The organism is Streptomyces sp. NPDC046925 (assembly GCF_040644915.1).
Classification (GTDB): domain Bacteria; phylum Actinomycetota; class Actinomycetes; order Streptomycetales; family Streptomycetaceae; genus Streptomyces.
In genome coordinates this window covers 1,002,687-1,016,006 of record NZ_JBEYWZ010000002.1, presented here as the reverse complement: position 1 = coordinate 1,016,006, position 13,320 = coordinate 1,002,687, and the positions used below count along the sequence as shown (strand labels likewise).

General features: G+C 71.2%; 12 protein-coding genes. 10 read left to right on the top strand and 2 right to left on the bottom strand.

What is annotated here, in order from left to right:
- Positions 1–31 precede the first annotated feature (31 nt).
- The 5 genes from rhaS (at position 32) to ABZ906_RS10845 (ending at position 5,321) form a co-directional block, all read left to right on the top strand.
- Positions 32–1,135 (top strand): rhamnose ABC transporter substrate-binding protein, encoded by a 1,104-nt coding sequence (gene rhaS, locus ABZ906_RS10865; protein ID WP_361380239.1) that lies wholly within the window; start codon positions 32–34, stop codon positions 1,133–1,135.
- Positions 1,136–1,191: 56 nt separating this feature from the next.
- Complete coding sequence (locus ABZ906_RS10860; protein WP_361380236.1) at positions 1,192–2,208, top strand: LacI family DNA-binding transcriptional regulator; 1,017 nt, start codon at positions 1,192–1,194, stop codon at positions 2,206–2,208.
- A gap of 67 nt (positions 2,209–2,275) precedes the next feature.
- A complete protein-coding gene (locus ABZ906_RS10855; protein ID WP_361380233.1) occupies positions 2,276–3,586 on the top strand; it encodes an alpha/beta fold hydrolase in 1,311 nt (436 codons plus the stop codon).
- A gap of 73 nt (positions 3,587–3,659) precedes the next feature.
- The gene (locus ABZ906_RS10850) at positions 3,660–4,454 is read left to right on the top strand and encodes a PIG-L deacetylase family protein (RefSeq protein WP_361380230.1); all 795 of its coding nucleotides are present in this window, start codon (positions 3,660–3,662) and stop codon (positions 4,452–4,454) included.
- Between the two features lie 30 nt (positions 4,455–4,484).
- Positions 4,485–5,321 (top strand): enoyl-CoA hydratase/isomerase family protein, encoded by an 837-nt coding sequence (locus tag ABZ906_RS10845; RefSeq protein ID WP_361380227.1) that lies wholly within the window; start codon positions 4,485–4,487, stop codon positions 5,319–5,321.
- A 63-nt stretch (positions 5,322–5,384) separates the two neighbouring features.
- Here the strand turns inward: ABZ906_RS10845 and ABZ906_RS10840 are convergent, their stop codons facing one another.
- Together ABZ906_RS10840 and ABZ906_RS10835 are read right to left on the bottom strand one after the other, a co-directional pair.
- On the bottom strand, positions 5,385–6,323 hold the full coding sequence (locus tag ABZ906_RS10840) for an SDR family oxidoreductase (RefSeq protein WP_361380224.1): 939 nt from the start codon (positions 6,321–6,323) through the stop codon (positions 5,385–5,387).
- Between the two features lie 159 nt (positions 6,324–6,482).
- Positions 6,483–7,448, bottom strand: coding sequence for an NAD(P)/FAD-dependent oxidoreductase (locus ABZ906_RS10835; RefSeq protein ID WP_361380221.1), 966 nt, complete (start codon positions 7,446–7,448; stop codon positions 6,483–6,485).
- A 77-nt stretch (positions 7,449–7,525) separates the two neighbouring features.
- Between ABZ906_RS10835 and ABZ906_RS10830 the strand changes: the two genes are divergently transcribed.
- The 5 genes from ABZ906_RS10830 (at position 7,526) to ABZ906_RS10810 (ending at position 13,305) form a co-directional block, all read left to right on the top strand.
- Complete coding sequence (locus ABZ906_RS10830) at positions 7,526–8,197, top strand: XRE family transcriptional regulator (RefSeq protein ID WP_361380218.1); 672 nt, start codon at positions 7,526–7,528, stop codon at positions 8,195–8,197.
- Between the two features lie 80 nt (positions 8,198–8,277).
- The gene (locus tag ABZ906_RS10825) at positions 8,278–9,246 is read left to right on the top strand and encodes an NADPH:quinone oxidoreductase family protein (protein WP_361380215.1); all 969 of its coding nucleotides are present in this window, start codon (positions 8,278–8,280) and stop codon (positions 9,244–9,246) included.
- Entirely contained in the window at positions 9,243–10,424 is a 1,182-nt protein-coding gene (locus tag ABZ906_RS10820; protein ID WP_361380211.1) for an acyl-CoA dehydrogenase family protein, read from the top strand. Before ABZ906_RS10825 ends, ABZ906_RS10820 begins: the two co-directional genes overlap by 4 nt.
- Complete coding sequence (locus ABZ906_RS10815; protein WP_361380208.1) at positions 10,421–11,557, top strand: acyl-CoA dehydrogenase family protein; 1,137 nt, start codon at positions 10,421–10,423, stop codon at positions 11,555–11,557. The genes ABZ906_RS10820 and ABZ906_RS10815 overlap by 4 nt, the downstream gene beginning before the upstream one ends.
- A 152-nt stretch (positions 11,558–11,709) precedes the next feature.
- Positions 11,710–13,305, top strand: coding sequence for an ABC transporter substrate-binding protein (locus tag ABZ906_RS10810; protein ID WP_361380205.1), 1,596 nt, complete (start codon positions 11,710–11,712; stop codon positions 13,303–13,305).
- Positions 13,306–13,320: the final 15 nt, after the last annotated feature.

Here is a 13,320-nt window from a genome sequence, read left to right as displayed (position 1 = left end):
TACCCCCGAACACGTCCGAAAGGGACCAACGATGCTCTCTGTCCGCCGATCCGTCCGCCGCTCCGCCCTCACCCGCGCCTGTGTGGCCCTGGCCGCCGTCACCTCGCTCGCCCTGACCGCCACCGCCTGCGGAGGCACGACCAAGGACTCCGCGAAGGACGACGAAGCGGGCAAGGCCTCGAACGCCAAGGCCGACCCGGACGCGGTCACCAAGAAGGGCCTGACCGTCGCCTTCCTGCCCAAGCAGGTCAACAACCCGTACTTCACCGTCGCCGACAAGGGCGGCGAGCAGGCGCTCGAGAAGCTCGGGTCGACCTACAAGGAGACGGGGCCCAACAGCGCCACCGACACCAGCGGACAGGTCTCCTACGTCAACACGCTCACCCAGCAGCAGGTCGACGCCATGGCCGTCTCCGCGCAGGACCCCGGCGCCCTGTGCACCGCACTCAAGCAGGCCATGAAGAACGACATCAAGGTCGTCACCTACGACTCGGACACCAACCCCGGCTGCCGTGACGTCTTCGTCTCGCAGTCCAGCGCCGAGGCGCTCGGCCGCACCCAGGTGGAGCTGTTGGGCGAGCAGCTCGACTACAAGGGCGACATCGCGATCCTCTCCGCCGCGCAGACCGCGACGAACCAGAACACCTGGATCGGCTACATGAAGAAGGAGCTGAAGAAGCCCAAGTACAAGAACATGAAGCTGGTCAAGACCGCCTACGGCAACGACGACGCCCAGCAGTCCTTCCAGCAGACCCAGGGACTGCTCCAGGAGCACCCGAAGCTGGCCGGGATCATCTCGCCGACGACGGTCGGCATCAAGGCGGCCGCGCAGTACCTTTCGGGATCGAAGTACAAGGGCAAGGTGAAGATCACCGGCCTCGGCACGCCCAACGACATGCGCCAGTACGTGAAGAACGGCACCGTCGAGGGCTTCGAGCTGTGGGACCCCGCCAAGCTCGGCGCGCTCGCCGCCCACACCGCCGTCGCCCTGAAGTCCGGCCAGATCACCGGCAAGAAGGGCGAGACGTTCAAGGCGGGCGAGCTCGGCCGCTTCACCATCGGTGACAAGGGAGTGGTCGATCTCGGCGAACCGACCGTTTTCGACAAGGACAACATCGACCAGTACAAATTCTGAGGGGATCGCAGAGGCGGTGCACAAGGCACCGCACGAGCAGCGGAACAAGGGGACGCATGGTCGGCATCAAAGACGTGGCCAAGCACGCCGGTGTGTCGGTGGGCACGGTGTCGAATGTGATCAACCGCCCGGACGTGGTCTCCGAGGAGACCCGCCACCGGGTGCAGTCCGTCATCGACCGGCTCGGCTACGTGCGCAGCGAGTCCGCACGGCAGCTGCGCGCCGGGCAGAGCCGCATCATGGCGCTCCTCGTGCTCGACATGGGCAACCCCTTCTTCGTGGACGTCGCGCGCGGTGCCGAGCGGGCCGCGCGCGACGCCGGGCTCCGCGTCATGATGTGCAACAGCGGACAGAGCCCCTCCGAAGAGGCCGAGTATCTGGCGCTCTTCGCCGAACAGCGGGTACGAGGGGTCCTGCTGACCCCGGCCGACGCGACGGGGCGCAACATCGAGGCGTTCCGCAGGCACGCCATCCCGTTCGTCCTCGTCGACCGGGTCGCCGAGGGCGCCACCGAGTGCTCCGTCTCCGTGGACGACGTCCTGGGCGGGGCGCTCGCGGTGCGCCATCTCGTCGACACGGGGCACCGCAGCATCGCGTACGTCAGCGGCCCGCCCGGACTCAACCAGGTCAAGGACCGCAGGCAGGGAGCGCTGCAGGCCCTCGCCGAGGCCGGTCTTCCCGCATCGGCGCTGCGGGAGCTGCCCACCGAACGCCTGGACGTGGCCGCGGGACGCGACGCGGGCGCCCGCGTCCTCGGTCTCGCCGAGCGGCCCACGGCCGTCTTCTGCGCCAACGACCTGCTCGCCCTCGGAGTGCTCCAGGCGATGTACGCGGCCGGGGTCGGCGTCCCCGAGGACATCGCCATCGTCGGCTACGACGACATCGAGTTCGCCGCCGCGGCCGTGGTCCCGCTCACCTCGGTGCGCCAGCCCGCCATCCAGATGGGCGCGATGGCCGCGGAACTTCTCCTGGAGGAGACCGAGTCCGACGCCGACCCGGCAGAGCACGATCACCGGCGCGTGGTGCTCCAGCCGGAGCTCGTGGTGCGGCGCTCCAGCCTGGCGCCCCGCTGACGGCCCCCGCGGCGGGTGTGCTGAACTGGGGCGAAGCGTCCCGTTCCGCATCCGCCCAGGAGCCCCCTTGACCGCCACCGCCTCCTACCGCCAGCCCGGCGTGGTCCTCACCGACCACCGCTTCTCCGTTCCCCTCGACCACGGCGACCCGGCGGGGGAGCGGATCGAGGTGTTCGCCCGCGAGGCCGTGGCGAGCGCGCACGGAAACGCCGCGGACCTGCCGTGGCTGGTGTTCCTGCAGGGCGGCCCGGGATGCGGGGCCCACCGCTTCGCGGGCAAGGAGGCATGGCTGGGCAGGGCCCTGCAGGACTTCCGGGTGCTGCTCATCGACCAGCGCGGGACGGGCAGCTCCACCCCGGCCACGCGTCAGACGCTGCCCCTGCGCGGCGGCCCCGGGGAGCAGGCCGACTACCTCGCGCACTTCCGCGCCGACTCCATCGTCCGCGACTGCGAGCTGGTCCGGCGCGAACTGACCGGCGGCGCCCCCTGGACCGTCCTGGGCCAGAGCTTCGGCGGCTTCTGCGCGACCCACTATCTGTCGGCGGCCCCCGAAGGCCTGCACGGCGCCGTCATCACCGGCGGCCTGCCCACGCTCGACGGGCACGCGGACGACGTCTACCGCGCCGCCTACCCGCGCATGCAGCGCAAGACCGCTGCGCACTACGCCCGCTACCCGCAGGACGTCGAGCGTGCCCGCCGCATCGCGGCCCACCTCGCCGAGCACGAGCCGGTCCTGAACGGCGGCTACCGCCTCACCGTCGAGGCGTTCCAGTCCCTCGGCATGCTGCTCGGCACGAAGGACGGCAGCCACCGCCTGCACTACCTCCTGGAGGACGCCTTCGTGCGGACCCCGGCCGGGTTCGAGCTGTCCGACGCGTTCCAGGAACACGTACACGCCCAGCTGTCGCTCGCGGACCGCCCGCTCTTCGCGCTGCTCCACGAGTCGATCTACGGCCAGGGCGAACGGCCCACCGACTGGTCGGCGGAGCGGCTGCGCGGCGAGTTCCCGCAGTTCGACCCCGGCAAGGCGCTCGCCGGGGACGCGCCGCTGCTCTTCACCGGGGAAGCCGTCCAGCGCTGGCAGTTCGACTGCGATCCCGCCCTGCGGCCGCTGCGCGAGACCGCCGACCTCCTGGCCGCACGCACCGGCTGGGCGCCCCTGTACGACACGGCGCGCCTCGCCGCGAACGAGGTGCCGGCCGCAGCCGCGATTTACCACGACGACATGTACGTGGACACCGAGCACTCCCTGCGCACCGCTCGCGCCATCCGCGGCCTGCGGACCTGGGTCACCGACGAGTACGAGCACGACGGCCTGCGCGTCGGGTCGCCGCGCGTGCTCGACCGGCTCCTGGCTCTCCTGCGGGGCGAGGTCTGAGCTCTCCGCCGGTGTTCGCCGGCATGCGGTCCGAGCCCTCCGCCGCCGGGGCCCGCGAAGCTAGGCTGCGGGCATGACAGAGCCGTTGAATGCGAACGACCAGCTCACCCCCATGCCCGAGGACTGGCAGCGCGCCCTCGCCGTCGTCGCGCACCCCGATGACCTGGAGTACGGCTGCTCGGCCGCGATCGCCGGCTGGACGGACGGCGGACGCGAGGTCTCCTATCTCCTCGCCAGCCGCGGCGAGGCGGGCATCGACACCCTCGACCCGGCCACGTGCGGGCCGCTGCGCGAGCGCGAGCAGCGGGCCAGTGCGGCCGTCGTCGGCGTGTCGTCCGTGGAGTTCCTCGATCACAGGGACGGCGTGATCGAGTACGGGACGGCGCTGCGCCGCGACATCGCCGCCGCGGTCCGCAGGCACCGGCCCGAGCTCGTGATCACGCTCAACCACCGCGACACCTGGGGCGGCGTCGCCTGGAACACCCCGGACCACGTCGCCGTCGGGCGCGCCACCCTGGACGCCGTGGCGGACGCGGGCAATCGCTGGATCTTCCCCGAGCTGATCGAGGAGGACGCGCTCGAACCCTGGGACGGGGTGCGCTGGGTGGCCGTCGCCGGTTCCTCGTCGCCCACGCACGCGGCGGACGCGACGGCCGGACTCGAGCGATCCGTGCGCTCGCTCCTCGAACACCGGACGTACATCGAGGTGTTGACGCAGGAAGACCCCGAGAAGTACTGCCGCGAGTTCCTCACCGGCAACGCACAGTCGGTCGCGCCGCGCTTCGGCGGGAAGCCCGCGGTGCCCTTCGAGGTCTTCAGCCGCTGCGCCGTCGCCACTAGGCTGACGTCACGTCAGGAACTGACGTGACGTCAGAAATGCGGCAGGAGCTGGTGCTAGGTGATCGACACCATCGGCACGGACATCCCGGAGGGTGAGGAGCGGCTGCGCCTCGACGTCGAGGACGGCCTGGGCATCCTCACCCTCTGCTATCCGCGGAAGCTCAATGCCTGGAGCTGGGAGGCCACGCGCCAGCTGGGCATCTTCGCGGACCGGATCCGCTTCGACGACTCGATTCGGGCGGTGCTGCTGCGGGCCGAGGGGCGGGCGTTCTGTGCCGGGATCGACGTCACCGCGCATATCGGCGACGCGATCGGCGGACGCTCGGGGTCCGAACGCACCCGCAATTACTACGAGGCCCTGCGCTGGGTCCACGAACGCTTCCGCGTCTTCGCGAACCTTCCCCAGCCGGTCGTCGCCGCGGTGCAGGGGTACTGCCTCGGCTTCGGCTTCGAGCTCGCGCTGATGGCGGACGTGCGGATCGCTTCGGACGACGCGGTGTTCGCGCTGCCCGAGGCGCAGATCGGTGTCGCGGTGGACGCGGGCGGCGATCTGCGCATCGCGCGTGAGGCGGGCGCGGGCTGGGCCAAGCTGCTCTCCCTCACCGGCCGCCGCATCGACGCGGCCACGGCCGAGCGGCTGCGCCTCGTCCAGCTCGTCACCCCGGTCGACGAACTGGCCAAGACGGCCCGCGAAGTGGCCGCGGAGATCGCGGCGAACGGCCCGCTGGCCGTCCAGGGCATCAAACGCGGCATCGACGCCTATGCCGACGCGGGGATGGAAGCGGCCCTGGACCGGGTCGCGATGAACGCGGCGATCACCCTGACGTCGGAGGACTCCCGCACGGGGTACGCGGCGAAGGGGGAGCGCCGGTCGGCGAAGTTCGAGGGCAAGTAGCCGCGGTTCTGCCGCTTTGCCGCTGGTCGTGGTGTTGGGGTATTCGGCGATCCAGTTGCCGCGTTACGCCTCGAACGGTCCCCGGCCCATCTGCTCCCGTATCGGCATCACTTCCGGGCTCACCAAGCTCCGGCGCTGCCAGTTCGCGCCGTCGACCACCAGGGTGTGGCCGGTGATGAAGCGGGCGTAGGGGGAGGCCAGGAAAGTGGCGGCCCAGCCCAGTTCGCGGGGGGCGCCGACGCGGAGGGCGGGCTGGCGCGAGCCCAGGCCCTGTCGGGGTTCGTCCGGTGAGGGTTCCGGCGCGGGCGCGGCCCGGTCCAGGTTCCCGCGGATGTCCGCCGTCATGTCCTCGTGCGGCATCAGTCCCGGCACCAGGCCGTTGACCTGGATTCCATACGGGCCCCACTCCACCGCCAGGCTCTCCACGAGACTCCGCACGCCCGCCTTGGCCGCCGCGCTGTGTGCGAAACCGGGGCCGCCCGTCCACGCGTACGACGCCCCGATGTTGATGACGGAGCCGGGTGTGCCCGCCGCGAGATGGCGGCGGGCGAACTCGCGTGTCATGAAGAAGGTCCCGGTCAGCGTGATGTCCACGACCGCGCGCCACGCGTTCGGTGACATGTCCTCCGCGGGCACGGGAAAGTTCGCCGCCGCGTTGTTCACCAGGACACCGGGCAGCCCGCACGCCTCCCGCGCCGCGTCGAACACCTCGGCGACGCGCTCCGGGTCACGGATGTCGCACGGCACGGCCGTCACCCGCCCGCCGAGGACGGCGAGTTCGTCCCGCGCCGCCTTCAGCCGCTCCTCCTTGCGGCTGGCGATCACCAGATCCGCGCCGAGCCGCGCGAACTCCGCGGCGATCGCCTTGCCGAGGCCGGTCCCGCCGCCGGTCACAAGAACGGTCACCCCGTCGTACGTCCCCTCGGGAAGGGCGCTCGTGCCGAGCGGGGCGGGGGCCGGGAGCCCCGGCAGCGCCGCTTCGTTCGCATCGTCGTCCGTCATGGCCGCATCGATATCGCGTAACGCCTCAAAGCTCCATGCCCACACGGAACTTCACGCCCGCACGGGGCTTCACGCCCGCACGGGGCTTCACGCCCGCACGGGGCTTCACGCCCGCACGGGGCTTCACGCCCGCACGGAGCTTCCCACTCGTACGGGACTTCAAGCCCGCACCGCCGCTCCCCGGCGCCGCGCCGCCACGCCTGCGTCGATGTCCGCGAGGACGAGCTCGTGGTTGATCGTCAGCCCGGCCTGGTACCCCGCGGCGGCCGCGTTGATCACCTGCACCTTGGGGCCCGCCGCGTTGCCCACGGCCCACACGCCGGGCACGCTCGTGCGCCCGTCCGCGTCCACGGCAGGGTAGGGGCCGAAGGGTGTGTCCCGGGTGTCCGCGCCAAGCCGGTCGAGGAGTTCGTTCCGGGGTCGCGCCCCCGCTCCCACGAACAGGACCGAGCGCGGAACCTCCCGGCCGTCCGCGAGCCGCACTCCCGTCAGGCGGTCGTCCTCCACGGCGAGTCCGCTCACCCTGCCCTCCACCACCGTCACCCCGGCGACGGCCAGCCTCTCCCGGTCGTCGGCGGACAGCTCCGGCTCGGTGTGCAGGAACAGCGTCACGTCCATGGACCACTGCGTGACAAGCAGCGCCTGATGGATGCCGGACACCGGCGACGCCAGCACTCCGAAGGCCTGGTCCCGCACTTCGTATCCATGGCAGTACGGGCAGTGCAGCACGTCGCGCCCCCAGCGCTCGGCCAGGCCCGGCACGTCCGGGAGCTCGTCGACCAGGCCCGTGGCCACGACGACGTGCCGCGCGTGCACGGACCGGCCGGCTCCGAGGGCGACCCGGAACTCCCCGGCGCCGTCGGGCCGCACGGCCGTCACGCGGTCGTCGGCGAGCTCCACCCCGTACGCCGCCACCTCGCGCCGCCCCACGGCGAGGAACTCGGCGGGCGGCATCCCGTCCCGTGACAGATAGCCCTGCATGTGCGCGGCGGGCGCGTTGCGCGGCTCGCCCGCGTCCACGACCAGGACGCGCCGCCGCGACCGGCCGAGGACGAGCCCCGCGCCGAGCCCCGCCGCGCCACCGCCGACGACGACCACGTCGTACCTGCTGTCGTTGCTGTTCATCGTGACCACCTCCACCCGGACCGTCGCATCGAGCGTGAAGGATTGACAATCAAGTTTGCCGATACTGCAATAAGGAGATGACAGGCAACGAAGACGACAGCGTGAATCTGGAAGGCGTCCTCGCCGAGGTCGGCCCCCGCCTGCGCAAGCTCCGCAAGGAGCGCGGTGCGACCCTCGCGGGCCTCGCCGCGGCCACTGGCATCTCGGTGAGCACCCTCTCCCGCCTGGAGTCCGGCAACCGCAAGCCCAGCCTCGAACTGCTGCTCCCCATCGCCCGCGCCCATCAGGTCGCCCTGGACGAACTCGTCGGCGCCCCGCCCGTAGGCGACCCGCGGGTGCGGTCCAAACCGATCGTCCGGCACGGCCGCACGATGATCCCGCTGACCCGGCAGCCCGGCGGCCTCCAGGCGTACAAGATCTTCGAGCCCGTCCGCTCCGCCGAGCCCGATCTGCAGACCCACGAGGGATACGAGTGGCTGTATGTCCTGTCCGGGCGGCTGCGGCTCGTGCTCGCCGATCATGACGTGATCCTCACGGCGGGCGAGGCCGCGGAGTTCGACACACGCGTTCCGCACTGGTTCGGGTCCACTGGGGAGGGGCCCGCGGAGTTCCTCAGCCTGTTCGGGCCGCAGGGCGAGCGGATGCACGTCCGGGCGCGCCCCGCCCAGCGGTCCACCCAGCCATCCGCTCAGTCGTCCACCCAGCCATCCGCCCAGTCATCCCCTCGGGAGAAGCCCGAAGCGGACTGACGAGACGGTTCCCCTGCCTGCAAGCGACCGCTTAGTATGCGACGGAGCCCGGTCTACGAAGAGCCCCGTGGAGGCCCCGCATGCAGGCATGGCAAGTGCACCAGAACGGCGAGCCGAGCGCAGTGATGCGCCTCGAAGACGTGGACCGGCCGGTGCCGGGCGACGGACAACTGCTCCTCAAGGTCCGCGCCGCCAACATCAACTTCCCCGACGCGCTGCTCTGCCGCGGGCAGTACCAGGTCACGCCCCCGCTGCCGTTCACGCCCGGCGTTGAGATCTGCGGCGAGACCGAGGACGGGCGGCGCGTGATCGCCAACCCCGCCCTTCCGTACGGCGGATTCGCCGAGTACGCGATCGCCGACGCGGCGGCCGTGCTGCCCGCGCCCGACGCCCTGGACGACGCCGAAGCCGCGGCGCTGCACATCGGCTACCAGACCGGCTGGTTCGGCCTGCACCGCCGCGCGCATCTCCAGGCGGGCGAGACCCTCCTGGTGCACGCGGCCGCCGGCGGCGTCGGCAGCGCGGCGATCCAGCTCGGCAAGGCGGCGGGCGCCAAGGTCATCGGCGTCGTCGGCGGCGCCGCGAAGGCCGAGGTCGCGCGTGAGCTCGGCTGCGATCTGGTCATCGACCGGCGTACGGAGAACGTGATCGGCGCCGTCAAGGAAGCCACCGGCGGCCGCGGCGCCGACGTCGTCTACGACCCCGTCGGCGGCGACGCGTACAGCCAGTCGACCAAGTGCGTCGCCTTCGAGGGGCGGATCATCGTCGTCGGCTTCGCGAGCGGTGTCATCCCGACGCCCGCGCTCAACCACGCCCTGGTGAAGAACTACGCGGTGCTCGGCCTGCACTGGGGCCTCTACAACGCCAAGGACCCGCAGGCGATCCTGCGCTGCCACGAAGAGCTCACCCAGCTCGCCGCCAAGGGCGCGATCAAGCCGCTCATCAGCGAGCGCGTGCCGCTGGGCGAGGCCGCCGCAGCCGTCCAGCGGGTCGCCGACGGCGTCACCACGGGGCGGGTGGCCGTGATTCCCGGGGGAGGCGCCGCATGACGGATGCCGCCGGACTGCGCAGCCGTACACAGGAATTCCTCGCCGCGCACCCGCCCGCCACGACGGACCGCGCCGCGTTCCTCAAGGCACGCTTCGACGCCGGACTCGCCTGGGTGCACTACCCCGAGGGGCTCGGCGGCCTCGGCGCGCCGCGCTCACTGCAGGCCGTCGTGGACGCCGAGTTGGAGGCCGCGGGCGCGCCCGACAACGACCCGCGCCGCATCGGTATCGGCCTGGGCATGGCGGCGCCCACCATCCTGCGCTTCGGCACCGAGGAGCAGAAGCGCAGCTTCCTGCGGCCTTTGTGGGTCGGCGACGAGGTGTGGTGCCAGCTCTTCAGCGAGCCGGGCGCCGGGTCCGACCTCGCGGCCCTGGGCACCCGCGCCGTCCGTGACGGCGACTCCTGGGTGGTCAACGGACAGAAGGTGTGGACGTCCGGCGCGCACGCCGCCCGCTGGGCCATCCTCATCGCCCGCACCGACCCGGAGGTGCCCAAGCACCGCGGCATCACGTACTTCGTCTGCGACATGACCGACCCCGGCGTCGAGGTGCGCCCGCTGCGGCAGATCACCGGCGAGGCCGAGTTCAACGAGGTCTTCCTCACGGACGTGCGCATCCCGGACGCGCACCGCCTCGGTGAGATCGGCGACGGCTGGAAGGTCGCGCAGACCACCCTCATGAACGAGCGGGTGTCCATCGGCGGCGCCCGCATCCCGCGCGAGGGCGGCATGATCGGCCCGGTCGTGGAGGCCTGGCGCCAGCGGCCCGAACTGCGCACGCACGATCTGCACCAGCGGCTCCTGAAGCTGTGGGTGGAGGCCGAGGTCGCCCGGCTCACCGGCGAGCGGCTGCGCCAGCAGCTCGTGGCGGGCCATCCGGGGCCCGAGGGCTCCGGCATGAAGCTCGGGTTCGCCCGCCTGAACCAGGAGATCAGTGGCCTGGAGGTGGAACTCCTCGGCGAGGAAGGCCTGTTGTACGAGGACTGGACGATGCGGCGGCCCGCGAAGGTCGACTTCGTCGGCCGTGACGCGGGCTACCGCTATCTGCGGGCCAAGGGCAACAGCATCGAGGGCGGCACCAGCGAAGTGCTGCTCAACATCGTCGCCGAGCGTGTCCTCGGGCTGCCCTCCGAGCCGCGCACCGACAAGGACGTCGCGTGGAAGGACCTCGCCCGATGAGCACGCAGACACCCCAGTCACCGCATCGTCCGCAGGGTTCGCCCCGCGACCTGCTGTACTCCGAAGAGGAGGAGTCGCTGCGCTCGGTGGTGCGCGGCCTCCTCGCCGACCACTGCGACGCCACCGCCGTGCTCGCCCGCACCGAGTCCGCCGAGCCGCACGACCGCGAGCTGTGGAAGATGCTCGCGGACGGCATGGGCCTGGCCGGACTGCTCGTGCCCGAGGAGCTCGGCGGCCAGGGGGCCACGCACCGCGAAGCCGCCGTAGTCCTGGAGGAGTTGGGCCGCGCGGTCGCGCCCGTGCCCTATCTGACCAGCGCCGTCATCGCGACCGAGACGCTGCTCGCCTGCGACGGCGACGCGGCGCGGGAGCTTTTGGGCGCGCTGGCGTCGGGACGCAGGATCGGCGTGCTCGCCGTGTCCCTCGCCGCCGCTCCGGGCGATGCCCTGCCCGGCGTGCGCGCGGAGGGCGATGCCCTGCACGGCAGCGTCACCGGTGTCGCCGACGCGCTCGCCGCCGATGTGTTCCTGGTGCCCACCAGTGCGGGTCTGTTCGCGGTGGACGCCGCACTGGACGGCGTGAGCGTGACGCCGCAGACCTCCCTCGACCTCACGCGGCCGCTCGCCACGGTCACCTTCGAGGGGGCATGCGCGCGTGCGGTCGGTCCGGAGTCCGGGCCCGCCGTACGACGGGGTCTGCGGGCGGGCGCCGGGCTCCTGGCCTCCGAGCAACTGGGCGTCGCCGACTGGTGTTTGACCGAGACCGTGCGGCACACGAAGGAGCGGCATCAGTTCAACCGGCCCGTCGGCTCCTTCCAGGCGCTCAAGCACCGGCTCGCCCAGCTCTGGCTGGAGGTGGTCAACATGCGTGCCACCGCCCGGAACGCGGCCGACACCCTCGCCGCCGGCAGTGCGGACGCCGATGTCGCGGCGGCTCTGGCGCAGGCCTTCGCGTCGCCCGCCACGGTGCACGTCGCGGAGGAGGCGCTCCAGTTGCACGGCGGCATCGGCATGACCTGGGAGCACCCCGTCCATCTCTACCTCAAGCGGGCCAAGGCGGACTCGATCGCGCTGGGCACGGTGGGGCGGCACCGGGAGGAGCTGGCTGCCCGCGTCAACCTGCCCGCGCCCTGACGCCGGCCCGCTGAGCCCGGAAGCCTGACCCCGGCCCCCAGCTCTGATCCGTGATCCACTCGGTATGGACCACCCGTTTTACCCACCCATTACATCAGGCATAATTGCGACCCGTTCGCAATAACGTTTGATCTTCAGTAGGGGTGTGGAGCATGAGGGCCCGATCAATACGGGGTACGGGCGCGGTTGCGGCGGCCGCCTCACTGGCGGTCGCCGCTTCGGCCTGTTCGGCGCCGGGTGACGGCAAGGGGGCCGACGGTGCCAAGGACTCCGCCGTCGTCGGCATCGCGTACGAACCGGACACCCTGAGCCCGCTCCTCGGCTACGGCAAGGACGGCAACTCCAAGATCTTCGACGGTCTGCTCACGCACGACGCCGACATGAAGCTGAAGCCCGCCCTCGCCGCCGCGCTGCCCGAGGTCGGCGACGACGGCAAGACCTACACCTTCAAGCTGCGCAAGGGCGTCAAGTTCAGCGACGGGAAGCCCTTCACGGCCGAGGACGTCGTCTTCACCTACGAGACGATCCTCGACAAGAAGACCAACAATGCCTCCAAGACCGAGCTCGACGCTGTCAAGGACGTCGAGGCGAAGGGAGATGACACCGTCGTCTTCCACCTCAAGTACCCCTACGCGCCGTTCGCCGAGCGCACCGTCCTGCCGATCGCGCCCGAGCACATAGCGGGCAAGCAGGACGTGAACACCGGCGACTTCACCACCAAGCCCGTCGGCACCGGCCCCTACAAGCTGGTGAAGTGGTCCAAGGGCGAGAAGCTCACCTTCAAGGCCAACCCCGGCTACTGGGGCGGCGCACCGAAGGTCAAGAACTTCACCATGGCGATCATCAAGGACGACGACATCCGCGCCACCCGGCTCGACGCCGGTGAGCTCGACGGCGCGATCCTGCCGCCCAACCTGGCGAAGAAGTACGAGAACGACGGCAACAAGAAGTCCTACGCCGCCAAGACCTTCGACTACCGCGTGGTGACGCTGCCCACCGGCAACAAGGTCGCGGGCGACACCGACGTCCGGCGCGCCCTGGACACCGGCGTCGACCGCAAGGCCATGGTCGACTCGATCCTGGACGGCGCGGGCAAGGAGGCCTACGGCCCCGTCCCGACCGACAGCCCCTGGTTCACCAAGGGCACCGAGCGGAAGCACGACCTCGCCGCAGCCAAGAGGATCCTCGACAAGGCGGGCTGGAAGCCGGGCAAGGACGGCATCCGCGCCAAGGACGGCGTCCAGGCGAAGTTCCCGCTCTGGTACCTCTCCGGCGACAAGCTCCGCCAGGACCACGCGCTCGCCTACGCCTCCGACGCCAAGAAGCTCGGCATCAAGGTCGAGGTGCAGGCGGGCACCTGGGAGGTCATCCAGCCGCGCATGCCCAAGGACGCGGTCCTCGCGGGCGGCGGCTCACCGGCCGACCCGGACTTCGACCAGTACACGCTCCTGAAGTCCTCGCTCGCCGGTGACGGCTTCAACAACATGGCCCACTACGACAACCCCAAGGTCGACAAGGCGCTCGACGAGGCGCGCGAGAGCGGCGACCACGCGAAGCGGCAGGCCGCGTACGACACGATCCAGCGCGAACTGGTGAAGAACCCCGGCTACACCTTCCTCACCCACATCGACCACCTCTACGTCGTCGACAAGCGCTTCGGCGACCTGACCACCCAGACCGAGCCGCACGACCACGGCCTGGCGTCCGGCCCGTGGTGGAACGTCGAGGACTGGCAGCCCGGGCAGTGAAATCCGCGCTCCACA